Annotated in this window: 18 protein-coding genes; 12 read left to right on the top strand and 6 right to left on the bottom strand. The window is 67.3% G+C overall.

Annotation, left to right across the window (positions count from 1 at the left end; genetic code table 11):
• Positions 1–217 precede the first annotated feature (217 nt).
• The 8 genes from AB9O74_RS03365 (at position 218) to AB9O74_RS03330 (ending at position 10,374) form a co-directional block, all read left to right on the top strand.
• Entirely contained in the window at positions 218–1,417 is a 1,200-nt protein-coding gene (locus tag AB9O74_RS03365) for an MFS transporter (RefSeq protein ID WP_369348423.1), read from the top strand.
• A complete protein-coding gene (locus tag AB9O74_RS03360; protein WP_369348422.1) occupies positions 1,414–2,592 on the top strand; it encodes an isochorismate synthase MenF in 1,179 nt (392 codons plus the stop codon). The genes AB9O74_RS03365 and AB9O74_RS03360 overlap by 4 nt, the downstream gene beginning before the upstream one ends.
• Positions 2,593–2,608: 16 nt before the next feature.
• On the top strand, positions 2,609–4,261 hold the full coding sequence (locus AB9O74_RS03355) for a (2,3-dihydroxybenzoyl)adenylate synthase (RefSeq protein ID WP_369348421.1): 1,653 nt from the start codon (positions 2,609–2,611) through the stop codon (positions 4,259–4,261).
• Positions 4,261–4,896, top strand: a complete 636-nt coding sequence (locus AB9O74_RS03350; RefSeq protein ID WP_369348420.1) for an isochorismatase family protein — start codon at positions 4,261–4,263, stop codon at positions 4,894–4,896. Before AB9O74_RS03355 ends, AB9O74_RS03350 begins: the two co-directional genes overlap by 1 nt.
• On the top strand, positions 4,893–5,144 hold the full coding sequence (locus AB9O74_RS03345) for a phosphopantetheine-binding protein (RefSeq protein WP_369348419.1): 252 nt from the start codon (positions 4,893–4,895) through the stop codon (positions 5,142–5,144). Before AB9O74_RS03350 ends, AB9O74_RS03345 begins: the two co-directional genes overlap by 4 nt.
• Positions 5,141–9,052, top strand: a complete 3,912-nt coding sequence (locus tag AB9O74_RS03340; protein ID WP_369348418.1) for an amino acid adenylation domain-containing protein — start codon at positions 5,141–5,143, stop codon at positions 9,050–9,052. Before AB9O74_RS03345 ends, AB9O74_RS03340 begins: the two co-directional genes overlap by 4 nt.
• Positions 9,049–9,819 carry a 2,3-dihydro-2,3-dihydroxybenzoate dehydrogenase gene (locus AB9O74_RS03335; protein ID WP_369348417.1) on the top strand — a complete coding sequence of 257 codons (771 nt, stop codon included), beginning with the start codon at positions 9,049–9,051 and terminating at the stop codon, positions 9,817–9,819. The genes AB9O74_RS03340 and AB9O74_RS03335 overlap by 4 nt, the downstream gene beginning before the upstream one ends.
• Before the next feature lie 312 nt (positions 9,820–10,131).
• Positions 10,132–10,374 (top strand): hypothetical protein, encoded by a 243-nt coding sequence (locus AB9O74_RS03330; protein ID WP_369348416.1) that lies wholly within the window; start codon positions 10,132–10,134, stop codon positions 10,372–10,374.
• Positions 10,375–10,401: 27 nt separating this feature from the next.
• Here the strand turns inward: AB9O74_RS03330 and AB9O74_RS03325 are convergent, their stop codons facing one another.
• Positions 10,402–10,623 carry a hypothetical protein gene (locus tag AB9O74_RS03325; protein ID WP_369348415.1) on the bottom strand — a complete coding sequence of 74 codons (222 nt, stop codon included), beginning with the start codon at positions 10,621–10,623 and terminating at the stop codon, positions 10,402–10,404.
• 244 nt (positions 10,624–10,867) lie between these two features.
• Between AB9O74_RS03325 and AB9O74_RS03320 the strand changes: the two genes are divergently transcribed.
• Positions 10,868–13,351, top strand: coding sequence for an autotransporter outer membrane beta-barrel domain-containing protein (locus tag AB9O74_RS03320; protein WP_369348414.1), 2,484 nt, complete (start codon positions 10,868–10,870; stop codon positions 13,349–13,351).
• A 502-nt stretch (positions 13,352–13,853) separates the two neighbouring features.
• The gene (locus AB9O74_RS03315; protein ID WP_369348413.1) at positions 13,854–15,920 is read left to right on the top strand and encodes an autotransporter outer membrane beta-barrel domain-containing protein; all 2,067 of its coding nucleotides are present in this window, start codon (positions 13,854–13,856) and stop codon (positions 15,918–15,920) included.
• On the opposite strand, the gene AB9O74_RS03310 is transcribed toward AB9O74_RS03315, so the two are convergent.
• The 3 genes from AB9O74_RS03310 to AB9O74_RS03300 form a co-directional block, all read right to left on the bottom strand.
• Complete coding sequence (locus AB9O74_RS03310; RefSeq protein WP_369348411.1) at positions 15,832–17,097, bottom strand: hypothetical protein; 1,266 nt, start codon at positions 17,095–17,097, stop codon at positions 15,832–15,834. The genes AB9O74_RS03315 and AB9O74_RS03310 overlap by 89 nt on opposite strands.
• A 231-nt stretch (positions 17,098–17,328) precedes the next feature.
• On the bottom strand, positions 17,329–17,904 hold the full coding sequence (locus tag AB9O74_RS03305; RefSeq protein WP_369348410.1) for a metal-dependent hydrolase: 576 nt from the start codon (positions 17,902–17,904) through the stop codon (positions 17,329–17,331).
• A gap of 109 nt (positions 17,905–18,013) precedes the next feature.
• Positions 18,014–20,515: an ATP-binding protein gene (locus tag AB9O74_RS03300; protein WP_369348409.1), complete on the bottom strand. Its 2,502-nt coding sequence runs from the start codon at positions 20,513–20,515 to the stop codon at positions 18,014–18,016.
• Between the two features lie 174 nt (positions 20,516–20,689).
• On the opposite strand from AB9O74_RS03300, the gene AB9O74_RS03295 reads away from it, so the two are divergent.
• Positions 20,690–20,935 carry a hypothetical protein gene (locus AB9O74_RS03295; protein ID WP_369348408.1) on the top strand — a complete coding sequence of 82 codons (246 nt, stop codon included), beginning with the start codon at positions 20,690–20,692 and terminating at the stop codon, positions 20,933–20,935.
• A gap of 114 nt (positions 20,936–21,049) precedes the next feature.
• Positions 21,050–22,417, top strand: coding sequence for a protein-disulfide reductase DsbD family protein (locus tag AB9O74_RS03290; protein ID WP_369348555.1), 1,368 nt, complete (start codon positions 21,050–21,052; stop codon positions 22,415–22,417).
• On the opposite strand, the gene AB9O74_RS03285 is transcribed toward AB9O74_RS03290, so the two are convergent.
• Both AB9O74_RS03285 and AB9O74_RS03280 read right to left on the bottom strand, forming a co-directional pair.
• On the bottom strand, positions 22,418–23,137 hold the full coding sequence (locus tag AB9O74_RS03285; protein WP_319206228.1) for a GntR family transcriptional regulator: 720 nt from the start codon (positions 23,135–23,137) through the stop codon (positions 22,418–22,420).
• Positions 23,138–23,212: 75 nt separating this feature from the next.
• Positions 23,213–24,556 (bottom strand): SLC13 family permease, encoded by a 1,344-nt coding sequence (locus AB9O74_RS03280; protein WP_019184589.1) that lies wholly within the window; start codon positions 24,554–24,556, stop codon positions 23,213–23,215.
• Positions 24,557–24,625: the final 69 nt, after the last annotated feature.

Here is a 24,625-nt window from a genome sequence, read left to right as displayed (position 1 = left end):
TTGGAGTGGATCGTCAACCGAAGATGTAGTGCTTTTTTGTCGCAGGGGCGGGCCGGCATGCAGATGAACATCCGGTACAGCCTGCACTATCAAACGCAAATGCGAGCCGTTATCATTTGATGGATCACAGGGCGGTGATGCGTTCGCAACCGGATGGCAGAACCGCGCGCGCGTTGGCGCACCGCGTGGTTCAACTTTTTATTGGCTGTGGTGTTCAATGTCTTCACGTCCTGTCGTTTCCGGTTTGCCCGCCCTCGTATCCGCCGCCTTGCTCGGCACCATGGCGATGATGGCGTTCGTGTCCGTGATCGGCCCGGTGGTGCGGGTGCTCGGCCTGGCCGAGTGGCACGCCGGCCTGTCAGTCACGGCGGCGGGTGTGTTGTGGATGCTGTCGGCACGCCGATGGGGCGCGCTCAGCGATCGCATCGGCCGCAAGCGCGTGCTGCTGATCGCCTTGGCGGCCTATGCGGTGATCTACGTGGCGCTGGCGGTGTTCGTCGATGTGGCGCTGACCTCACCGCCGGCGATCTGGCTCTCCGTGCTGGTCCTGGTCGGCACGCGTGCCCTGGTCGGGCTGTTCTATGCCGCCGTGCCACCGACCGCCGCGGCCATCATTGCCGATCAGGCGGCCCCGGGGCAGCGCGGCAGCGTCATGGCCAAGCTCGGCACCGCCAACGCACTGGGCATGGTGCTGGGCCCGGCCGCCGCCGGTTGGATCGCTTACAAGAATCTCTCGCTCACGCTGTATGTGGCGGCGTTGTTGCCGTTGCTGTCGCTGCTGATGATCTGGTGGCGGCTGCCGAATACGCCCCCCGTCGCGCCGACGCCTACCGGCCCCAAGCCGACGCTCGGGCTCGGCGATGCACGCCTGCGCCTGCCGCTGCTGGCGGTGTTCGCCGCGATGATCTCGGTCACCATCGCGCAGGTGACGGTCGGCTTCTTCGCGATCGACCGCCTGCGCCTGTCGCCGGCAGACGGCGCGCGCATCGCCGGGCTGGCCCTGACTGCCGTCGGCGTGGGCCTGATCTTCGCGCAGGGCCTGGTGATGAAGCTCAAGGACATCCGCCCGACGCGCTGGATCCTGGTCGGCGCACTGATCTCCGGGGTGGGCTTTGCGTCGGTCGCGCTGGTCAGCGTGCCGTGGCAGCTGCTGGCCAGCTATGCGTTCGCGGCGTTCGGCATGGGCTTCGTGTTCCCCAATTTCCAGGCGCTGGCCGCCGATTCGGTGGAGGCTCACGAGCAGGGCGCCGCCGCGGGCACGGTCGCGTCGGTGCAGGGCATGGGCATGGTGGTCGGGCCGATGATCGGCACGCTGCTGTACCGCTGGTCGCCGAGCGCGCCGTACCTGCTAGTCGGCGTGGTGCTGCTGATCCTGGCCATCTCCGCAGCGGTGCACCGCGAGCGGGGTGCGGCATGAACGAGATGCTCGCCCGCGGAATAGCTGAAGAGATGACCGACACCACCGCCATCGACGCCGCCGATGCGCCGTACTTCCTGCTGCGCAGCCCGCAGCAGGCGATGGAAGCGCAGGGTGTGCGTGCGCGGCTGCCGTCCGGCGCCACCGCCACGCTGGCCGAGCGCGTCGCTGCGTTCTTCGCCGCGCCGCGCTCCGGCCCGCGCTTGCTGGTGGGTGCGGTGCCGTTCGATCCCGAGCAGGGCGATGCGCTGTATCAGCCGGACCAGGTGTCCGGCCAGCCCACGGTAGTCCGTGTGGAAACGCCAACGCTGGTCGGTGATGTGGTCGCTGAACCGTCTGCGGATGCGTATGCGCAGGCAGTGGCAACGGCCGTCACCGAACTGCAGCGCAGCGACAGTCCGCTGGAGAAAGTCGTGCTGGCGCGCAGCCTGCGTGTCACCACCGCGCAGCCGCTGCATCCGCGCGTGCTGGCCGCGCGTCTGGGCAAGGATCCCAGCGTGGCCACCTACGTGGTGCCGGTGCCCGCCGCGGGCGCGGCCGACCCGGCCTGGCTGGTCGGCGCGACCCCAGAGTTGCTGGTCTCCAAGCGCGGTGACCGCGTGCTGTCGCACCCCTTGGCGGGTTCGGCCCGTCGTTCGGCCGATCCCGCCGAAGATGCGCGCGCCGCCGAAACGCTCCTGGCCTCGGCCAAGGATCATGACGAACACCGCCACGTGGTCGAGGCCATCGTCGCCGCGCTCGCCCCGCTGTGCCACCACGTCGAGGCGCAGCCGCGCCCGACGCTGCATGCCACCGCGACCATGTGGCACCTCGGTACCCGCATCCATGGCACGTTGAAGGACGCCTCGGTGTCCTCGGCCGCCCTGGTCGCATTGCTGCATCCCACCCCGGCGGTGTGCGGTACGCCGCGCCAGCAGGCGCTGGCGCTGATCCGCCGGGCCGAACCGGTCGCGCGGGGGTTCTACGCCGGCGCCGTCGGCTGGACCGATGCCCAGGGCGATGGCGACTGGTACGTGGCGATCCGCTGCGCACGGGTGCAGGGCACCGAAGTGCGCCTGTATGCCGGTGCCGGCATCGTCGCGGACTCACACCCCGATCTCGAGGTAGCCGAAACGGCTGCCAAGTTCATGGCCCTGCTGACCGCGCTCGGCGTCCATGACGTTCGTTCTTTCTGATGTGCGGGAGCTGTCCATGAACGCATCCTTCTCTTCCTCCCGGGTGCCGCTGCGCCAGGTCTGGCCACCGGCCCTGGTCGCGCGCTACCGCGCTGCCGGGCATTGGCGAGGCGAGACCTTCCCGGGTTTCCTGCGCGAGCGCGCCGAGCGCTTCGCCGGTGACATCGCCGTGGTCGGTGGCGATACGCGCCTGACCTATGCGCAGCTGTGGCAGGAGGCCGGCCGCATCGGCGCCGGCCTGCTGGCCCAGGGCTTGGCACCGGGTGACCGGGTGGTGGTCCAGCTCGGCAACGTGCCCGAGTTCGTCACCGTGGTCTGCGGCCTGTTCCGTGCCGGCCTGATTCCCGTGTATGCGCTGCCCGCGCACCGCATCACCGAAGTCACGCATTTCGCGCGCAAGGCCGAAGCCAGTGCGTACATCGCGGCCGCGAACCATGACGGCTTCGACTACCGCACGCTGGCGCGCGAGCTGCAGGCGCAGGTGCCGGACGTGCAGCACGTCATCATCGCCGGTGACGCGGCCGGGTTCACCGCGCTCGACACGCTGACCGGTGACCTCGAACAGCTGCCGGCCGATCCGGACCCGCAGTCGGTCGCGTTCCTGCAGATTTCCGGCGGCAGCACCGGCCTGTCCAAGCTGATCCCGCGCACGCACGATGACTATCTGTATTCGTTCCGCGCCAGCAACGCGATCTGCGGCATCACCCGGGACAGCGTCTATCTGGTCGCGCTGCCGGCCGCGCACAATTTCCCGATGAGCTCGCCCGGGTTCTTCGGCACGCTGTACGCCGGGGGGCGCGTGGTGCTCAGCCCCGGTGCGGGCCCGGACGCCGCGTTTCCCTTGATCGCGCGCGAGCGGGTCACCTGTGTCGGCCTGGTGCCGCCGCTGGCGCTGCTGTGGGCCCAGGCCGCCGCGACCACAGCCCACGATCTCTCCAGCCTGCAGGTGGTGCAGGTCGGCGGCGCCAAGCTGGTGCCGGAAGCTGCGCGCCGCGTCATCGCCGGTCTGGGCTGCACCCTGCAGCAGGTGTTCGGCATGGCCGAGGGCCTGGTCAACTACACGCGCCTGCACGACAGCGACGACCTCATCGTCTCCACCCAGGGCCGCCCGATCAGCGAAGACGACGAGGTGCTGGTGGTCGATGACCACGGCAACCCGGTCGCGGAAGGTGAAACCGGGCATCTGCTCACCCGCGGCCCGTATACCATCCGCGGCTACCACAACGATCCGGCCGCCAATGCGCGTGCCTTCACCGAAGATGGCTTCTACCGCACCGGGGACATGGTCCAGCGGCTGCCGGGCGGCTATCTGGTGGTGCAGGGCAGGGCCAGCGACCATATCAACCGCGCCGGCGAAAAGATCTCCGCCGAAGAAATCGAGGACCACCTGCTGGCGCACCCGAGTGTGTTCGATGCCGCCGTGGTCTCGATCCCCGATGACTACCTGGGTGAGCGCAGCTGCGCCTTCATCATTGCCCAGGGCGAGCCGACCAAGGCCGCCAGCCTCAAGGCCTGGGTCCGCAGCCGCGGCCTGGCCGCGTTCAAAGTGCCGGACCAGATCGTGTTCGTCGATGCCTTCGGCACCACCGCGGTCGGCAAGATCAGCCGCCGCGAGCTGCGTGTCCAGCTGCGCGAACGTTTCATGCAACAGACAGGAGAAACACGCTGATGGCGCTGCCCAAGATTCAACCGTATCCGCTGCCCACCCAGGCCGAGCTGCCCACCCCGCGTGGCGCCTGGCAACCGGACACCGCACGCGTGGCGCTGCTGGTGCATGACATGCAGCGCTACTTCCTGGCCGCCTTCGCGCCGGATGCGGCACCGCTGGCCCCGGCCGTCGCCAACATCGCGCGCCTGCTCACGCACTGCCGTGCGCGTGGCATCCCGGTGTTCTACACCGCCCAGCGCGGCAACCAGGACCGGCGTGATCGTGGCCTGCAGGCCGATCTGTGGGGCCCGGGCATGTCCGCCACCGAGGAACACGAAGCCATCATCGAGGCCGTGGCCCCGGTGGAGGGCGACCATGTACTGGTCAAACACCGCTACAGCGCGTTCCAGCGCAGCAATCTGGACACCATGATGCGCGCCCGCGGCCGCGACCAGCTGCTGGTCACCGGCGTGTACGCGCATATCGGCTGCACCGCCACGGTCGCCGAAGGCTTCCAGCGCGACATCGAGAGTTTCATCGCCGCCGACGCGGTCGCCGATTTCTCGCGGGCCGACCATGACCTGGCCCTGCACTGGATCGCCCGCACCTGTGGCGTGCCGATGACCACCGATCAACTGCTGGAGACACTGGCATGACCGCACTGACCCTGGAGCGCATGCGCGCCGATGTCGCCGGGATGCTCGGCGAAGCCCCCGAGGACATCCACGACGATGAAAACCTGATGGACCTGGGGCTGGATTCGATGCGCGTACTCGGCCTGGTACTGGCCTGGGGCAACACCGGCATCCCGCTGGAATTCAGTCATCTGGCCGAACACGCCACGCTGGGTGGCTGGTGGACCGTGGTGCAGCGGCTGCAGGCCGAGGCGGCGGCCAGCGCATGAATGCCCGTGCGGTGCCGGGCGCGGCCGGGCCCCTCGTCCGCGGGCTGAGCGAGGCCCAGGCGGGCCTGTGGTGTGCCCAGCGGCTGGCGCCGGACAATCCCGCGTTCAACACCGGCCACGCCGTCTGGATCGAGGGTGAGCTGGATGTCGCCGCCTTCGCGCGTGCCGCCGATCAGGCCGCGCAGGAAGCGGAGGCGCTGGCACTGCGCATCGTCGAGGACGCGCAGGGAGCGCCCGGCCAGTGGATCGACCCGCAGCACACGCCGACGTTGCAGGTGCTGGATCTGTCCGATCAGCCGGACCCCGCCGCTGCCGCGCGCGAGGCCATGCAGCGCGACCGGCTCAGCCCGGTGGATCCCGCCCGCGATCGGCTCAGCCAACAGCGCCTGTTCCTGCTCGGCCCGGCGCGCAGCGTCTGGTACCTGCGCGTGCATCACCTGGCCACCGATGGCTACGGCATGGGCCTGCTGACCGAGCGCGTCTGCGCGCTGTATGCGGGTCATCCGCAGCAGGCTGCGGTGGCACCGTTGCTGCCCGTGCTGGATGAAGACACCCAGTACCGTGACAGCGAGCGCCGCACTCGCGATGCCGCTTATTGGCGCGAGGCCATGGCCGACGCGCCGGCCGCCACCGGGCTGCAGGCGGGCGTGGCCCCGGCCGCAGCAGATGCGCTGCGCCACGTGCAGCCGATCGACACCAGTTTGCGCGAGCGCCTGCACACGGCGGCGGCCGCGATCGGCCAGCCCTGGCCGGACCTGCTGACCGCGCTCGGCGCAGAGTACTGCCGCCGGATCAGTGGCGAAGCGGAGGCGGTGATCGGCGTGCCCTTCATGGGTCGCCTCGGCAGCGTCTCCGCCCGCGTCCCGGCGATGGTGATGAACGTCCTGCCGCTGCGGGTCGCGGCCACGCACGACAGCGTGGATGCGTATGTGCGCGATATCGCGATGCGCCTGATGCGGGGCCGGCGCCATGGTCGCTACCGGGGTGAGCAGCTGCGGCGCGACCTCGGGCTGATCGGCGGCCAGCGCCGCCTGCACGGTCCGCTGGTCAATGTGCAGCCGTTCTATCGGCCGCTGCAGCTGGCCGGCGTCACTGCGACGCTCGAGGTGCTCTCCACCGGTCCAGTCGATGACGTGACGCTCGGCTTCCGCGGGGATGGCACGGCCGTGCTCGATCTGGAGATCGAGGCCAATCCCACGCTGTACACCCCCACACAGGTGCAGGCGCATGCCGCGCGCCTGCTGCATTTCGTGTCGGCCGCGCTGGACGTACAGGCCAACGGCGGCACGATCGCCTCGGTGCCGCTGTGCACGCCCGCCGAAGCGCAGCGCTATCTGCATGACATCAACGCCACGGCGCATCCGGTGCCCGAGCTCAGCCTGGCCGCGCTGATCACCGCACGGATGGCAGCGACGCCGGCGGCCACCGCAGTGGTCTTCGGCGCGCATCAGCTGAGCTTCGCCGAACTGGAGCAGCGCAGCCGTGCGCTGGCCGTGCAGCTGCAGGCCCAGGGCGTGGGCCGCGAGGCGAGGGTGGTGGTGGCGCTGCCGCGCTCACTGGAGCTGATCATCACCCTGGTCGCCGTGCTGCGTGCCGGTGGCGCGTACCTCCCGGTGGACCTGGCCCATCCGGACGAGCGCCTGGCCCGGATCCTGCGCTCGGCGCAGCCGGTCTGTGTGCTGGCGCTGGCACAGGATCGCGCGCGGTTTCCGGGCACACCCGTGCTGGAGCCTGCCCAGTGGCAGCGCCACAACGACGCCGCGCTGGCCACCGTGCCGCAGCCGGACGATGCGGCCTATGTCATCTATACCTCCGGCTCCACCGGCGAGCCCAAGGGCGTACTGATCGAGCACCGCGCCATCGTCAACCGGCTGGAGTGGATGCGCGCGCATTACGCGATCCAGCCGGACGATCGCATCCTGCAGAAGACCCCGGCTACCTTCGATGTCTCGGTGTGGGAGTTCTTCCTGCCGCTGATCAGCGGCGCCACCCTGGTGGTTGCCCCGCCCGAGGCGCATCGCGATCCGCTGGCGCTGGCCGCACTGATCCGCCAGCACGCGATCACCACCCTACATTTCGTGCCATCGATGCTGGCCGCGTTCCTGGCCGCCCCGGCTGCGCGCGGGCTGCAGCTGCGCCGCGTGTTCACCAGTGGCGAGGCACTGGATGCCGCGCTGCGTGACCGCTTCCATGCCACGATCCAGGCCGAGCTGCACAATCTCTATGGCCCCACCGAGGCAGCCGTGGATGTCAGCTTCTGGCCCGCCAGCCAGGACGACACCTCCGCACCGGTGCCGATCGGCCATCCGGTCTGGAACACCCGCCTGTACGTGCTCGATGCCGGCATGCAACCGCTGCCGCCGGGCGTCGCCGGCGATCTGTATCTCGGCGGGGTGCAGCTGGCACGCGGCTATCTGGGGCGCGACGATCTGACCGCCGAGCGCTTCCTGCCCGATCCGTTCGTTGCCGGGGGGCGCCTGTATCGCACCGGCGACGTGGCGCGCTGGCGCGAAGACGGGGCAGTGGAGTATCTCGGCCGCAGCGACCACCAGATCAAGCTGCGCGGCCTGCGTATCGAGCTCGGCGAAATCGACGCTGCACTGCGTTCGGCACCGGGCGTCACCCGGGCGGAAGTGCTGCTGCGCGAAGACCGCCCCGGCGAGCCGCGGCTGGTGGCCTACCTCAACGCGGGTGGCCCGTCGCTGGAGACGCTGCGGGCTCATCTGGCCAACCGGCTGCCGGACTACATGGTGCCCGCTGCCTTCGTGGAACTGGACCACTGGCCGGTCACGGCCAACGGCAAACTGGATCGCGCCGCATTGCCCGCACCGGCGCAGGCGTCCGTCTCGGGCGTTGCGCCGCGCACCGCGACCGAGCAGGCGCTGGCCGCGCTGTTCGCTGAGACGCTGGGGTTGAGCACGCCGGTCAGTGCCGATGCCGATTTCTTCGCCCTGGGCGGCGACTCCCTCAGCGCCGTACACCTGCTGCTGGCGATCCAGCAGCGGTGGCGCTGCGAGCTGGGTCTGGGCGCGGTCTTCGCGGCACCGACGGTCGCCGCACTCGCGGCCCGTATCGACGCACCCCCGGCCGCCACCGACCATGGGCTCGCCCCGATGATCCGGCTGGCCAGCGGAGATGCGGCGCTGGCCCCGCTGTATGTGATTCATCCTGCCGGCGGCATCGCCTGGAACTACCGCGACCTGGCCCGCGCACTCTCACCCGCGCGCGAGGTGCAGGGCCTGCAGTCGCCGGTCCTCGATCCCAACCAGCCGCTGCCGGCGAGCATCGAAGCGCTGGCGGCCGACTACGCGGAGCGCATCCTCGCATTGGGCCGGCCCGGGCCGGTGCATCTGCTTGGCTGGTCGGTCGGCGGCATTCTCGCCCAGGCCATGGCGGTGCACCTGCGTGGCCTCGGCCACGAGGTCGGCGTACTGGCGCTGCTCGATGCCTATCCCAGCGAGTGCTGGCGGGCCGAACCCGAGCCGGACCCGATTGCCGCGCTGCGCGCCCTGCTCGCCATCGCCGGGCATGACCCGGAGGCGCATCCCGAGCTGGACAGCCGCGCCCGCATCCTGGCGTTCCTGCGCCGCAGTGACAGCGCACTGGGCAACCTGCCGGATATCGTCCTCGATGGCGTGGTCCGCGCCGTCACCGGCACCAACCGCCTGATCCGCGCCCATCACCACACGCACTACGACGGGCTGCTGCTGCACGTGCGTGCCGGCCGCGACCATGTTGCCCGCCCACAGCTGCAGTCCGCGTTGTGGCAGACCCATGCGGACCACGTAGAGGCGATCGAGCTTCCCTACCTGCACGCCGAACTCACCGGCCGCGATGCCGTGGCGCAGATCGCGCCCTGGCTGGATGCGCATCTTCGGCGGCACGACCTACACAGGACATCAGCATGAAACTCACCGGATTCGACGGCACCATCGCACTGGTCACCGGCGCGGGCGGCGGCATCGGGGCGGCGCTGGTCGAGCAGCTGCGCGACAGCGGCTGCATCGTGGTCGCGACCGACGTAGTGGCGCCCGAGCGTGTGGCCGTGGCAGGGCAGTCGACCGTGCACGCCAGCGCACTGGACGTGACCGACTCCGCTGCGGTGGATGCACTGGTGGACTGGGTGGAAACCCAGCTCGGGCCGATCGGGTTCGGCATCAACGTCGCCGGCGTGCTGCAGACCGGCACCGTCGTCGACACCGGCGACGCGCAATGGCGCCGGGTGTTCGCGGTCAACACGGATGGCGTCTTCCACGTCTCCCGTGCGCTGGCGCGTGTGATGTCGCCGCGGCGCAGGGGCGCGATCGTCACGGTCAGCTCCAACGCCGCGGGCGTCCCGCGCCACGGCATGGCCGCCTACGCCGCCTCCAAGGCCGCCTCGACCATGTTCACCCGCTGCCTGGGCCTGGAGCTGGCGCCGCTGGGCATCCGCTGCAACATCGTCGCCCCGGGCTCGACGCTGACCCCGATGCAGACCGGCATGTGGGTGGACGAACTGGGCGCCGAGCGGGTGATCCAGGGCAGTCCGGAGACGTACAAGGCCGGCATACCGCTGCAGAAGCTCGCCAGCCCGGAGGACATCGCCAACGGGGTGATGTTCCTGCTCTCTGACCAGGCTGGCCATATCGCGATGAGCGATCTCTATGTGGACGGGGGCGCCACGCTGCGCGGCTGAGCATCGGCTTGATCCGAAGCGAGCCGTCGATGCAGCGCACATGCAAGCCAAGTTGAAGGGCGCATGGCGCATTCCTGTGACATGTGTCCCAACACGGAATATCGCGCAGACCGGGTGGCGCTTTTCGAGAACGCGGACGCTTCCGCGCGTGCAGCGTGCTGATAGGTTCGGGACGCCAACACCACGTTCCCTATCGCCTGCGCCGCCGCCATCGACACGGTGGCCCGAGACCGAGTCGACGCCTGAATCAAACCGCGCAGCCATCCCTATCTGCTGGTCTTCGAAATCCGGACCCGCATCAGCCCGCCCCGGATGGCGTATGCCCACCTCTGTGTCATCTGCCAGAGCCTGACGGAGGCGAAGGCCAAGGCCATCGCGCGATGTGGGCGAGACCAGTTCGAGGTCATCCGGTTGGTTTCCGTCGCGGTGACCATCAGCGGTCTGGAGGCAGGTCTGTTGCCAATGGAGGGCAAGCTGCTGATGGAGGCGCGGCTGCACCGGCAACGGACAGCGGTCTATTACCGTGAGTCGCTCCAGGATGATCAAGAGCCATAGCCCCGGGGTGGGAGCTGCCGCCAGCGCTCAAGCGTCACCAAACAGCTCGATCTCCTCCCACATCTCCACCCCCAGCTGCACGCGCACGCCGGTGGGGCGCTGGGATACGCTGAACAACCCCATCGCCATCCGCCGCGCCTCCAGCAATGCCTGGTCCCGCGAGTCGTAGAGGTTCCTTCCGGCAAAGGCGCCGCCTCGCAGGGCCCATCCATTGTGGACAGCCACCACGTAGAAATACGTCCTGGGCATGCTGGCTCTCCCTTTGAGGGAACCATGATGTGGGCAGGTGCACATGAAGGACGCGTCGTCTTTCGCCGCAGATTGAATCGCGTTGGCGGACGCGACGGCGAGCCCTGAAATCACGCGGCCTTCACATGGCTCGGCGCATCCGTGAGCGCACTTGCGGAGAAAACTGAATGCAAGGCCAGCAGGCCACGTGTACGAACGCGCTTTCGTATTAGTTGCATAGCCCGGCCGATAGGCGGCCTCTATGTTGACCGCCTTCCCGGACCCTTGCCTGCAAGCTGGTTTCAGCATTCAGCGGCGGTCCCCAATAAAAGGTACTCACGTGCGCACTCACTTCGAAATCACCAGGACTCTCCTCAGCTCGGCAGTGCTGATAGCGCTGCTGTCTCCTTCTGTTCGAGCCGGTGTCGTTGCGCCCGACGAGACCCGGGGCGTCGCGCCCGGTGCCACTCCCGAGCGATGGCTGCTCCAGCGCAACTCCACGCTCGTTGTCTCCCCCGACGGACGGACGCTGAACATCGAGGCCCGGGCGGGCTCCACCGTGAGCCTGCAGGGGGCGATAGTGGAGGGGGAGGCAGGCTATGCCGCTGAGGCAATCCAGCTGATCGACTCCCGTGCAGACATCTCAGGTAGCACGATCACTCATGCGACGCGCACGGCCATCAGTCTCGGCTCGCTCGCCGGCGCCGCGGATCCCGGTTCGCATGCAGACATCCAGAGCAGCACCATCACTGGCGCAGGCTTGGGCGCGATCCAGATGGGCGGCGAGAGCACGTTGTCGGTGGTTGGATCGACCGTGCGCGGCATCGGAGCAGGTCCATTCGGCGGCAATGCCATCTGGAACGCCGGCGGCAAGGTGGAGGTTTCCGGCGCAAGCACGCTGATTGGCGAGCATGCAGGAATCTTCATCTCCTCCAGCGCTACCGTGGTGCCGGACGGCCGCGCCGTGGTGATAGACGGCTCAACGGTACAAGGCCTGTCTGGTGCTGCAATTGTTGTGCAGACGCTCACGAGCGGGGCCCGTCAGGACGCCAACATCCTGGTGCGCAATGGGTCAGTACTTGCCGGCGGGGACGGCAACCTTCTGGAGGTCAGGAATGCACTCACCGCTGGCGACGCATCCGTTGCCAACTTCCAGGTTGAATCGTCCGTGGTCAACGGCAATGTCGTGGCGGAAGATATGGCGGAGGCGAATGTGACCCTGCTCAATGGTGGCCGTATCAACGGCCGCTTCGACAATGTCACCTCCGCGACCATCGGCGATGGCGGCCATTGGCAACTGACCGGCGACAGTGATGTCGGTGCACTCTCCCTCGGCACCGGCGGCGTCGTCGCGCTGGGCGACGGCACTGCGTTCAACACCCTGACCGTGACCGGTGATTACACCGGCAGCGGTGGCGCGCTGCTGTTCAACACCGTCCTCGGTGACGACACCGCAGCCAGCGACAAGCTGATCGTCAATGGCAGTACCAGCGGCCAGACCCGTGTGGCCGTCAACAACGTCGGCGGTATTGGCGCGCAGACCATCAACGGCATCCAGCTGATCCAGGTCGATGGCGCGTCCAACGGTCAGTTCGATCTGGCCGGCCGTGCGGTGGGCGGTCAGTACGAGTACTTCCTGTTCAAGGGCGGCAAGGCCGATCCCAACGATGGCGATTGGTACCTGCGCTCGGAACTCCCGGTCGCACCACCGGAGCCGGACCCCTGCCTGGCCGACCCGAATGCTCCGGGCTGCGTGATCACCCTGCCGGAGCAGTGCCTGATCGATCCGAGCCTGCCGCAGTGCCTGCCGCCAGTGCCGGTGCTGCGCCCGGAGCCGGGTGCCTACCTGGCCAACCAGAGCGCGGCGGTGCAGATGTTCGGCACGCGCTTCCATGACCGCAACGGCGGCATCGCCCGCGGCCTGTCCGAGCGCGGCGCGTGGGCACGGGTGTCCCGTAACCAGGCCGACTACGGCGTGATCGGCGACCAGCTCAGCGTCAACGGCGATACCGATGTGCTGCAGGTCGGCACTGATGTGTTCACCTGGGGTGCGGAGCGCGGCCAGCTCGGCGTCATGCTGGGCAGTGGCCGTGCCAACAATACGATCACCTCCCGACTGACCGGCTACTCGGCCAAGGGCAAGGTCGAAGGGCAGGCGATCGGCATCTATGGCAGCTGGCTGCAGGATCCGGCGCAGACGACCGGGCTGTATGTCGATGCCTGGGCCCAGCATGCGCGGTTCAAGAACAGTGTTCAGGGCGATGGTCTGAGCAAGGAGCGCTATGACAGCACCGCCAACAGCGCTTCCGTCGAGGCCGGTTACGGCGTCCAGGTCGCCGATGGCGAGCGCGTCGCGATGTTCGTCGAGCCGCAGCTGCAGCTGAGCTATACCCGCCTGAACACCGATACGCATGTTGAACGCAACGGCACGGTGATCGATGGTAATAACGCTGATGGCCTCACCAGCCGCGTGGGCGTGCGCTTCTTCGGTCATGCCCACACCGATTCCGGCAACCGCGTACAGCCGTTCGTGTCGGTCAACTGGATCCGCGAGTCGAACGAAAACAGCCTGCGCTTCGATGGCGAACAGCTCAGCGGCGGGCTGCCGCAGAACCGCTACGAAGCCAAGGCCGGTGCCTCGCTGCAGCTGGGCGGGCGCTGGACGGCATGGGGCGACCTGGGTCTGCAGCGCGGTGATGGCGGCTACAAGGATGTGGCCGGGCAGGTTGGCTTGCGTACCACCTGGTGATGGCAACCATGTGCACTCAGCGCCATCGTCGTACCCGACGAGGCCCGCCGCTCGGGGTGCACGCTATGTCCAGCACGCCTTGGCGGCGGCCATTGGGCTGTTGCTCTGGATGCCGGCAACGGACGGCCATCTATTACCGTGACTCGCTCTGCACCCGCACGTCGCTGGGGCACTGGGACACGCTGAACAGCCCCATCGCCATCCGCCGCGCCTCCAGCAATGCCTGGTCCCGCGGGTCGTAGAGATTCCTTCCGGCAAAGGGTCCGCCTCGCATTACTGAAATCACGCGGCCATCACATGGCTGGGCGCATCCGTGAGCGCACTTGCGGAGAAAACTGAATACAAGGCCAGCAGGCCACGTGTACGAAGGCGCTTTCGTATTAGTTGCATAGCCCGGCCGATAGGCCGCCTCTATCTTGCCTGCCTTAGCCGGACTACGCCCAGATTGCATAGGGAAGCCCACGCGCCCGGTTTGTACTCACCTCAACCTCCGGAATCCATCATGAAAACCGCTCCCGCGTTCCGCTCCACCGCGTGCCTGCGAAATCGCACGGCCATGACCGCCGCCATCGGCCTCGCCCTGCTCTCGCTGCAGCCCCAAGTGGCTCTCGCGCGCTTTGTGAGCAACGGCTCCACCCACACGGTCGTGCCGGGCGATGTAGTTGAGGACTGGGACGTCACCGGCAGGTCCACCTTGATTGTGGAGTCAGGAGCGGAGACTGCGAGGATCCGCGCGGAGTCGCAGTCGCAGATCGTGCTCAATGGAGCAACGGTGACCACGGATTCGGGTACCAGCTCAAATACTGCGCTCCAGCTGTTCAACTCCTCGGCGACCATTGTCGGCAGTCGTATCACGTCGACCGTCAGCGATGGCTTCAGCGCGAGCATCAATGTGGCTGATCCGGTCAGGTCTTCGGCGACGATCACCGGCAGCCATATCGAAGGGCTGAGCCGAGGAGCGGTAATCGTCGGGAGTGACGTCACCTTCATCGGCACGACCATCATTGGCCATGACACCGTTCCCCGAAACGGCGGTGGTGGCCTGCAGCTCAACGCGGGCAGCGCCGAAGTACTGGGTGACAGCCTGATCCAGGGCGATGTGACCGGTGTCCGCATGCGGGTCGTCACTCTGGGAGGCCAGGCGTCCGCTTCGGCCAGCCTGGTCGTGGACAGCTCCCGTATTGAGAGTGGAGCAGGTAGCGCTATCGTGGTGGAATCCGAAGTGGGGGATGCGGGACAGGCAGACATCATCCTGCGTAACGGAACTACCGTCGCCGCCGGCAACGGAATTCTGCTGGATGTAGTGAACAACCGTGGCCCTGGTGCCATTGCCAACCTGCTGGTTGAATCCAGCACAGTGGCTGGCGATATCCGCGTTGCCAGTGACGCGTTCGCCCACGTCACGCTGCAGGACGGCGGCCGCATCAACGGCCGCTTCGACAATGTCACCTCCGCGACCATCGGCGATGGCGGCCATTGGCAACTGACCGGCGACAGTGATGTCGGTGCACTCTCCCTCGGCACCGGCGGCGTCGTCGCGCTGGGCGACGGCACTGCGTTCAACACCCTGACCGTGACCGGTGATTACACCGGCAGCGGTGGCGCGCTGCTGTTCAACACCGTCCTCGGCGATGACACCGCAGCCAGCGACAAGCTGATCGTCAACGGCAGCACCAGCGGGCAGACCCGTGTAGCCGTCAACAACGTCGGCGGTATTGGCGCGCAGACCGTCAACGGCATCCAGCTGATCCAGGTCGATGGTGCGTCCAACGGTCAGTTCGATCTGGCCGGCCGTGCGGTGGGCGGGCAATACGAGTACTTCCTGTTCAAAGGCGGCAAGGCCGATCCCAACGATGGCGATTGGTACCTGCGCTCGGAACTGCCGGTCGCACCGCCGGAGCCCGACCCCTGCCTGGCCGACCCGAATGCCCCGGGCTGCGTGATCACCCTGCCGGAGCAGTGCCTGATTGATCCGAGCCTGCCGCAGTGCCTGCCGCCGGTGCCGGTGCTGCGCCCGGAGCCGGGTGCCTACCTGGCCAACCAGAGCGCGGCGGTGCAGATGTTCGGCACGCGCTTCCATGACCGCAACGGCGGCATCGCCCGCGGCCTGTCCGAGCGCGGCGCGTGGGCACGGGTGTCCCGTAACCAGGCCGACTACGGCGTGATCGGCGACCAGCTCAGCGTCAACGGCGATACCGATGTGCTGCAGGTCGGCACTGATGTGTTCACCTGGGGTGCGGAGCGCGGCCAGCTCGGCGTCATGCTGGGCAGTGGCCGTGCCAACAATACGATCACCTCCCGACTGACCGGCTACTCGGCCAAGGGCAAGGTCGAAGGGCAGGCGATCGGCATCTATGGCAGCTGGCTGCAGGATCCGGCGCAGACGACCGGGCTGTATGTCGATGCCTGGGCCCAGCATGCGCGGTTCAAGAACAGTGTTCAAGGCGATGGCCTGAGCAAGGAGCGCTATGACAGCACCGCTAACAGCGCCTCCGTCGAGGCCGGTTACGGCATTCAAGTCGCAGCATCCAGCGGTCCTCGCCCGCACGCAGTACGACGGAGGCGGTGATGGCGCGGGGTTCAACGTGTCCGGTCGGCTCGGTATATCGCGCGATGAGGGCGGCCATGCGTGTCTCCGGATCGAGGCCCCGTAGTCGGGCGCTGTCCTGGTCCGTGAGCGCGGCAGGCATAGGCACCAGGCATGTCGCAGTAGCCTTGATCACCGGATATGCGGACGATCCCAACGCGGTGGGCTCCTCACCAGTAACGGTACAGCGGGCCTCCCGCACGCGTTGAGGAAGGGCTTCCAGGACTGGCAAGGGCCCATAAGCGGACTGGGAAAAGCCTTCGGACAGCAGCATGAGCTGCTTCTCTCCAGAGTCCATCAGATGCTCAAATGCGGCCTCGAACGGCTCGTCTCGCCTGCTTCCGTGATAGGTGCTCAGGGCAAGATAGCTGTCCTTGTTCTGCCGGATGGCACTGTCCAGAATCAGCTGGCCCACGGCCTGCACCGACATGCCACCCATGTCCTCTAGGTGCACGCTGTCGCGGGTGCGGTAGAACGCGGCCTCCTCGATCTCCTCAAATGCTTCCTCGTGCATCACACGCGCGAGGCGCACAAGCGAACCGCTATCAACCTTCCACTTGGCTGTCTCCGGCACCCTGGGCCGATAGAGCTCAACGGACCACTCGAAGCGGCGAACTGGCTCTGAGGTCACTGCGCGCGCCGCAGCGTCGGCCAACAGCTCGAGGCGCTCGCGCCGGGAGCGCGTAGTCTCTTTAGCTTCGTCGGGAATCGTGATGTCGGCGAAGCTGCAGCTCACCGTGACTTTACGCCGGGCGATGCCGGTCCCGGGCGAGGGAAGGGTGCCGCTACCCGAAACGTCGCATCTGCCATTCGCCATGACCGCATCAATGCTGCGGAAGTATCGGGCGCGGATGTTTTCCAGCTCCGCTGTTTTCATGGCGGAGGAGGTGTTGCGACGCCACTGGCGGCTGTAGGAACGTGTTTCAACCAGTGCGGACACTTCGGCCTGCGACTCGTCCTCTGACTGACCGTAGTAGCTGCTGAGGGCGCGAGCGCTCTCGGCATCGTCGAACAGAAGCTGGCGCACTGCATGCACTGCGAGCTGCTCATATCGCGTCTGTTTGGTCTGCGGTGCTGAGTCTTCCTCGGCAGCGCTGGCAACCGCGCCGGGGAAAAGTGCGGCTGCAATGAGAATGGGGAAGCGGTTCAGGCTGATCATTGAGACCTCGGAATCGTGACTGTTGAGGTTCAAGGTGCCGATGGCAGTGAGGACGCTTCGCAGGGCGCGCCATCCTGGATGAACTCAGCCGGGGAGCTTGCAGCAGTCACGCCGTGGCGGCTATGCAACAAATCGTAAAATGCCTGGTGGCCGATGGGCCGCACGAAGCTGCCCCATCACTGGTGCCTCGCCGTCACGACGCTATCGGCCGCTACTCAGCTGATGGCGCCATCACCTCGAAAGACTCACAGACCAGACAAGCTGCCCGATCCAGGCAGGCGAGAGGGTCAGCGCCATCACCCGGTGACATCGTCGTACAGCGCCTTGGCACAGCAGCACCATGGCGGTGTACATGGGAAGCATCAGCCCCAGCTCGATGACCAGGTTCCTCCACAGATAGTAGTTGCCGATCTTCAGCGCACCCGCACTTGGGAGTACGCCGATCGGCATCTGGATCTCTGCAGGGAGCGGCCATAGCAGCGGCACGGCGTGCGCACCCACCAACAGATCGAGTATTCCGTGCGAGGCGGCCGCGGCAATGAGCCAGATCGCCGGGAACCTGGCCGTCCTGCTGCTACGCGTGGCAGCGTGCACTGTCACTGCGGCAACCAGGGCGAAAAGCAGGCTATGCGTGAATCGCGGATGGGGGACGTAGCCGAACCACCAGACGGCCACGTAGTCGAGGTCCGGGCAGATCGCCAGGAACACGAAGGGCGTCAGTGCCCACCGGGACCGTTTATCCGCCCATGTGTTGCTGCACAGGTAGGCGGTGATGCCGGCGGCCGCGTGAGCCAGGACGGAGGACATGGGAGTGGCCCGGAACGTGTCGAACGCAGAGCATGGGGCCGGCCCATGGGGCGAACGTGGTGCGACTGTGTCGCGAAGGTGAAGCGCCCCGCGTGCTGCGTGAGTGCCATCATCCGCCCGCTGCCCTCACGTTGCCGATCCCGTCCCGATTCAGCGCTTCCACCAGTGCCCAGATTCTCGCATCGGCGGGATTGCCGTTGATGGCGTGCGCTTTCAGGCACAACTGCAGCTCACACAGCACCGCCACCGCCTCTGCATCGGCAACCATGGAGGCCGCCCCCTGCATGCGATGCGCCATCGCCAGGGCGCCGCGCCAGTTCTGGACGCGTAGTGACACTTCCAGTCCGGCCTGGTCGAGACGCATCTGCTGGCGATAGGTCTCCATCATGGTCAATCCTTCCTCCATCGCCGTGGCAGGGGGCGGCGCGTCGCGCCTGGTCCCCCCACTCGCCGCGTCGAAGGCAGCCCAGTCGATGGGCTTCCCCAGGTAGATGTCCACGCCGGCGCGCGCATAGGCGTTGCGGTCGATGCTGTCCGGGGAGGCTGAGATGGACAGAATGCGTGCCGGTGGCCAGTCCCGACGGCGCTCGATGGCCCGGATTTCCAGGGCGACGTCGCTCCCGTCGGCATCCAGGAGGTCACCATCCACGGTGATGATGCCAAACGGGCCGTGCTGTTTCATCGTCCGCACGGCCGCAGCGCCTGAGCTGGCGATCAGGGCATCCAGGCCGAGGCCACAGAGACGACGGACCATGACCCGCGCGATGGTCGGCTGATCCTCGATCACCAGCGCATGCGCGACGGATGGAGCAGCGGCTTGTTCGGCCTGTGAACCGGTGCCGGTGTCGGCTCCGGCGAGCTCGGCACGCAGGACAGCCACGAACGTTGCGCCCATCCGCGGCGTGCTGGTGACCGTGACATCTCCGCCATGGGCACGGGCGATCCGCCGGCACAGCGACAGCCCGATCCCCGCGCCGTGCTTGAGGCGACCGATGCGGGTCGCGCTGAACGGCTCGAAGATGTGGGGGAGGTCCTCCTGTGGAATGCCCGGCCCGACGTCGGTGACCCTGAGCACAAGGGAGCCGGCCAGGCCCACGCCGGTGATGAAGCGCAGGGTGATGGTCACGTCGCCATGGTCGCTGAACTTGATCGCGTTCGAGATCAGATTGCTCGCGATGTGATGCAGGGCACGCGCGTCGCACAACGCCTGCGTGGTCCGCGGGCCCTCTATGTGCAGCAGCAGGCGCAATCCCTTGCAGCGCGCCAAGGGGCGCATGGCGGACAGGCATTCCTCCACGACCTCACTGGCGTTCTTGAGGAACGCGGCGTCGGCCTGGTCCGGTTTGTTGCGGAACATGAACTCCAGCGCATTGGTAAGCGTGTGCTTGAGTGCATCGGCGGCCGAGCGCGCCGAGCGCAGCAGCCGCTCGCGCTCGGCCGCGTCCGCTTCGGCCTCGAGCAGGTCGATGGCGGAAATGACCGACGCCGCGCCATTGCGGACTTCATGGTTGACCAGGGTGAGAATGCGCGCCGCGCTGGCCTGGCGCGAGGCCAGTGCCCGTGCCCTGCGCTGGGCGCGGGCGACGGCAAGAAGGAACCCCAGCACGGCAAGACAGAGAACGGTGATGTGGAGGCGGTAATGGCTCAGCACCGCACGCAGGGTAGGGGGAGAGCGGTACAGGGCATTCAACCAGCGCTCGAGAATGTCCTGCCGGGTATCCAGTGGCAGCGACAGGAACGTCTGGTGGGCGAGGTCGATGTCGGCCGCGCGGTGCGGCAACGACGCGACGCGCATCTCCACCGGGGGCGCGTCGGGTGCGGCCTGCACCGCCAATCGCGCGTCGAAGCGCTTGCGCGCCAGGGGTGCCAGCACGGCGTCCACCCCCAGCGCGGCATCGATCGCGCCCCGGTCCACGGCGTCCAGCATCTCGTCCACATTGGCCATCTGGTAGATGTCGATGTCCGGGAAGTTCCGGGCCAGGAAGGCCCGGTACTCGCCATTGCCGATCACTCCGACCCGCATGCCGCCCATCGACGAGAGCGCCCGTGGTGCCGCTGTCCGGCGCGTGACCATCACGGTGCTTCCACTGTAGAACGAGGGCGACAGGGTTGCCGTGGCAGGCAGCATCGTTGCCGTGGAGGGCAGGGAGAAGGCAAGGCCATCCACCTCTTCATTCTTGAGCAGCAGCGCGGCGCGCTCGATCGAGGGCGCGCGTACCAGCTTCAGCTTGAGCCCTGACAGGGCCTGCACCGCCTCCAGATAGGCGCTGGCGCCGCCCTTGGCGGGATCCCCGGACAGCCCATGCTGGGTCGCCAGCTGGGGGCCGATCGCCAGCGTGAACGGCACGCGCTGCGCCGTGGTCGGCGCCAGTACAAGCCAAAGCAGGGTGCCGCCGCTGACGAGCATGGCGGCAAGCCACGCCATGCGTCGCGCACGCTGTCGTCCATCGATAGCAGAGGTCACAAGGTCATCCATGAGGGTGGGGCGGCGCCGGCGGCGGTCATTCGGTCGGGGATCGGTAGGGGCTTGCACGACAGAAATACACGCGGCATCGCGAGGGCGGTATGCAACAAGTACGAAATATGGTGCGGCAATTGCGAAGTGAGGCACCGGACAACTTCGTTCCCATGTCAGTGCGAGACAACGACGCGCTCTGACAGGACGCGGATCTGCCCGGAGTGGATCCGGGACCGCGGCGCACTCTCGCTGTCGTCACGGTGATTGCACGCCTTGCTGCGTGCACGGACCCTAAGCTGGAACTCCCATCGCGACGTTGTTCTCCCCATGACCACAGCACTGCATGATCTCGACGCACTTGAGCCCATCGATATCGACGGACTGAAAGCGCAGGGCGTCCCTCCGGTCGCCCAGTATCTCGTCGACCAGGAAAAGTTCGTCCTGCTCGGCGGCAAGCGCGGCATCTATCGCCTGGCAGGGACGGATAGCGTGTGCTACTTCACCAGCCTGGACCAGATCCGGCTGCATCTGCTGGGGCAATCTTTGACCCGGCTGACGGTCGAGTTGGCGTAAGACACGCGCTGCTGATCGTTGCTGATGAAATCCGCACGCGATTTTCGTACTTGTTGTATGGCCCTGACGGGACGACCTGCATAGCGTGGAGGGTCGGCACACGCGGTGATCACGATGATCCCGTACCTGCCGCTCCTTCTCTGGCAGGACATCGCGATGCATCTGGCAAGACGTTATTCCCGTGGGGTGATCGGCGTGGGTGCGCTCGTCTGCACGGCTTCCGCCCAGGCGGCTTCGGCGGCTGCCACCACGCCGATGGTGCCCGATGGGCTTGCGTGGGTGCTGGCCATGGCATTGCTGGGCGGGGTCGTGCTGAACCTGATGCCCTGTGTTCTTCCGGTCTTGTCGTTGAAGGTGCTGGCCGTGCTGGGCACGGGCGCGGACCCGGTGCAGGTGCGGCGGCACGCGCTGTCGTACACCGCCGGCGTCCTGCTCTCGTTCCTTGCCATCGGCGCGTTGATTCTGATCCTGCGCTCCACCGGCAGCGTGCTGGGGTGGGGCTTCCAGCTGCAGCAGCCCGCGTTCGTCGCCGTGCTGGCCTGGGTGATGGTGCTGGTCGGCCTGAGCCTGGCAGGCATGTTCACGCTGGGCGGCGCGGTAGGCAGCACGGGCCAGAAGCTGCTGGGCAGGCAGGGCTACGCGGGTGACTTCTGGGCCGGTGTGCTGGCCTGCGTGGTGGCGAGCCCTTGCGTAGCCCCTTTCATGGGGCCTGCATTGGCGTATGCATTCAGCGCCTCATGGCTGGCTGCGTTGCTGGTCTTCGTGATGCTGGGCCTTGGCCTGGCATTGCCCTTCCTGTTGATCGGATTCTTTCCGGTACTGGGACGCTGGCTGCCCCGGCCCGGCGCGTGGATGGAGACGCTGAAGATCCTGTTGGCGTTCCCGATGCTGCTGACCGCTGTCTGGCTCGTGTGGTTGCTGGGCAACCAGAAGGGCATGAACGCCGTCGCCATCATCCTGTCCGCCTGCGTCGTGCTGGCGCTGGGCCTGTGGTTGTTCGAGCAGGGCCGCTGGCGCAGCCAGACCTGGCGCAAGGTGCTGGGTGGGGTGGTGATCGTCGCCAGTCTGGCGTCCGTGGGCGCGATCCACCGTTTGCCCAGTACCGATGGCAATGCGACGCGTCCCTCGAAGATGATCGGCGCGACGGCCTATTCTGCGCGTGACCTGGCCCATGCCCGTAGCGAAGGCCGCCAGGTCCTGCTGACGGTGACCGCCGACTGGTGCATCACCTGCATCGCCAACGAACAGACCGTGCTGGCCACGGACCGCTTCCAGTCGCTGTTGCTGAGCACGGAAACGCTGTACATGAAAGCGGACTGGACCCACAGCGACCCGTTGGTCGGCGCGTTGCTGAAGGAGCAGGGCGCCCCCGGTGTGCCGCTGTATGTGCTCTATCGACCGAATCAGGAGGGTGACGTGCTGCCGCAGGTCGTCACCCAGGAGACGATGCGCGAGGCGCTGAGTCCAGCACGGCCTGAGTAGTCAGATGCCGCCGTGGCGCGGCAATGGCGCGGGCACGTTCAACTGCCCGCCCGCCGCCACATAGGCGGCCAAGGCCTCGCCCTGGCTGAGCAGATGCCGGTTCATCATCTGCTCGGCGGCTTCGGCATCGCGGTTGCGGATGCACTCCATCAGGGCGCGATGCTCGGCCAGTGACTGCGCCATGCGGCCCGGGGTCAGCAGCTGACGGCCGCGATGCATTTTCAGGATGCGGTGCAGATCGTGGGTGACGCGGATCAGCCACGGGTTGCCGGCATGCGTCTGCAGGCTCTCGTGGATCAGGTAGTTGTTGCGGTAGTACTCGGCCAGGTCGCCCGCGGCGGCGGCCACTTCCATCGCATCGTGCAGGGCCTGCAGCTGCACCACGCCCTCATCGTCGATGCGCTTGACCGCTTCATGCACGCAGCGGCCTTCCAGCATCGCCATCACCGGGAACAGCTGATTGAGGTCTTCCAGGGTGAGGCGGGTGACGCGGCTGCCCCGGCCGGCATCCAGCTGGACCAGCCCTTCGGCCGCCAGCAGCTTCAGGCTCTCGCGCAGCGGGGTACGGCTGATCCCCAGCTCTTCGGCCAGCATCGGCTCGTCGATCCATTCGCCCGGTGGCAGCTCGTAGTCGTAGATCTTCTGGCGCAGCCGCTCAGCCACTTCTTCGTAGAGCGGCACGCGTTTCTTCGACAGGCGGGGACCAGGGGCCAGGGGCATGGCAGGGCTTCATGGGCAGGTGTACCGCATTCTACCGGGTCATGGCGGGCCTGCCGGCGCAGGCCCGCCATCGGTTTACATCCAGCCCGGCACCACGAACAGCAGCCACGCCAGCAGCGGGCCGAAGGCCACCACCAGGCCGCTGTAGACCAGGAAGCGGCGGAACAGCGCCTCGCGCTCTTCCTTCGCGGCCGAGGCCACCACCAGTGCGCCGTTGGTCGAGAACGGGCTCACGTCCACCACGGTGGAGGAGATCGCCAGCGCGCAGATCACGCCGGCCGCGCTCAGATGCCCCTGCATCAGGAACGGCACGGCCAGCGGAATCGTGGCGCCCAGCACCGCGGCGGAGGAAGCGAACGCCGAGACGATGCCACCGACGTAGCAGACCAGCAGCGCGCCCAGCAGCGGAATGCCGATCGCACCCACGCCATGCCCGATGTAATCCACCGCGCCGGCCTGTTGCAGCACGGCCACGTAGGTCACCACGCCGCTGATCAGCAGCACGGTCGACCAGCTGATGCCATCCACCGCGCCCTTCTGCGAGTTCGGCGAGAGCAGGGCCAGCACCACCGCGACGGTGATCGAGACCAGGCCGACGTTGAGGTTGTAGACCAGTGCGGCGATGCCCAGGCCCAGCAGGCCGATCAGGGTGAACACGCGCTCGCGGTTGATGCGCACGTCATCGAGCGCGTCCGGATCATTGGAAAGCGTGCCGCCACCGGCCGAGACCAGGGCACCGTGGCCTTCGATCGCGAACTGGCGCGAGGACGCCTGGCTGCCGGCCACCAGTGGCTCGGTCGCGGTCGGCGCGCGGCGCATCAGGGCCAGCCCACCAAAGGCGAAGAAGCAGATGATGCCCATCAGCAGGTTGAAGCCCAGGCTGGTCAGGAACACCGCCATTTCCGTGACTTCCAGTCCGGCTTTCTGCACGACCTGGTTGGTGATGCCGCCATAGACGCTGATCGGCGAGAAGCCGCCGGCCTGCGCACCATGGATCACCAGCAGGCCCATCATCAACGGATTGATCTTGTACTGCTTGGCAAAGCGCAGCGCGACCGGGCCGATGATCGCCACGGCGGCCGGGCCAAGCGCGCCGAACGCGGTCAGCACCGCGGTGACCACGAACATCACCCAGGGAATGGCCACGATGTGTCCGCGCACGGCCTTGACCGCCCAATGCACGAGCAGATCGATGGTGCCGTTCTTCTGCGCGATGGCGAACAGGTAGGTGATGCCGACCAGGGTCAGGAACAGGTCGCCCGGGAAACCGGCCAACACCTCCTTGCCCTCCATACCGACGAACAGGCCGCCGATGATGAAGGCCAGCGCGAAGGCCACTGCACCCATGTTGATGGGCAGCGCAGTGGCCACGATGAACATGATCACCAAGCCGATGATCGTTGCGATTTGCGGACTCATGCGCCCTCCCGAGACACTTGATACGCGTGCAGCATGATGGCGACCCGCCATCGAGGGTTACGGGGTGCA

Origin of the sequence: Stenotrophomonas sp. JAG2 (assembly GCF_041080745.1) — a bacterium.
GTDB lineage: Bacteria > Pseudomonadota > Gammaproteobacteria > Xanthomonadales > Xanthomonadaceae > Stenotrophomonas > Stenotrophomonas maltophilia_AA.
The sequence above is the reverse complement of the archived record's forward strand: the minus strand, read 5'-3'. Positions and strand labels throughout refer to the sequence as shown.

Excerpts from the sequence above, each read along its gene's own strand:
- AB9O74_RS03305 (WP_369348410.1), bottom strand. The coding sequence starts at position 17,904 with ATGTCCTCCGTCCTGGCTCACGCGGCCGCCGGCATCACCGCCTACCTG.
- AB9O74_RS03340 (WP_369348418.1), top strand. The coding sequence starts at position 5,141 with ATGAATGCCCGTGCGGTGCCGGGCGCGGCCGGGCCCCTCGTCCGCGGG.
- AB9O74_RS03335 (WP_369348417.1), top strand. The coding sequence starts at position 9,049 with ATGAAACTCACCGGATTCGACGGCACCATCGCACTGGTCACCGGCGCG.
- AB9O74_RS03280 (WP_019184589.1), bottom strand. The coding sequence starts at position 24,556 with ATGAGTCCGCAAATCGCAACGATCATCGGCTTGGTGATCATGTTCATC.
- AB9O74_RS03325 (WP_369348415.1), bottom strand. The coding sequence starts at position 10,623 with ATGCCCAGGACGTATTTCTACGTGGTGGCTGTCCACAATGGATGGGCC.
- AB9O74_RS03355 (WP_369348421.1), top strand. The coding sequence starts at position 2,609 with ATGAACGCATCCTTCTCTTCCTCCCGGGTGCCGCTGCGCCAGGTCTGG.
- AB9O74_RS03295 (WP_369348408.1), top strand. The coding sequence starts at position 20,690 with ATGACCACAGCACTGCATGATCTCGACGCACTTGAGCCCATCGATATC.
- AB9O74_RS03330 (WP_369348416.1), top strand. The coding sequence starts at position 10,132 with ATGGCGTATGCCCACCTCTGTGTCATCTGCCAGAGCCTGACGGAGGCG.
- AB9O74_RS03290 (WP_369348555.1), top strand. The coding sequence starts at position 21,050 with ATGATCCCGTACCTGCCGCTCCTTCTCTGGCAGGACATCGCGATGCAT.
- AB9O74_RS03350 (WP_369348420.1), top strand. The coding sequence starts at position 4,261 with ATGGCGCTGCCCAAGATTCAACCGTATCCGCTGCCCACCCAGGCCGAG.
- AB9O74_RS03315 (WP_369348413.1), top strand. The coding sequence starts at position 13,854 with ATGAAAACCGCTCCCGCGTTCCGCTCCACCGCGTGCCTGCGAAATCGC.
- AB9O74_RS03310 (WP_369348411.1), bottom strand. The coding sequence starts at position 17,097 with ATGATCAGCCTGAACCGCTTCCCCATTCTCATTGCAGCCGCACTTTTC.
- AB9O74_RS03365 (WP_369348423.1), top strand. The coding sequence starts at position 218 with ATGTCTTCACGTCCTGTCGTTTCCGGTTTGCCCGCCCTCGTATCCGCC.
- AB9O74_RS03345 (WP_369348419.1), top strand. The coding sequence starts at position 4,893 with ATGACCGCACTGACCCTGGAGCGCATGCGCGCCGATGTCGCCGGGATG.
- AB9O74_RS03285 (WP_319206228.1), bottom strand. The coding sequence starts at position 23,137 with ATGCCCCTGGCCCCTGGTCCCCGCCTGTCGAAGAAACGCGTGCCGCTC.
- AB9O74_RS03360 (WP_369348422.1), top strand. The coding sequence starts at position 1,414 with ATGAACGAGATGCTCGCCCGCGGAATAGCTGAAGAGATGACCGACACC.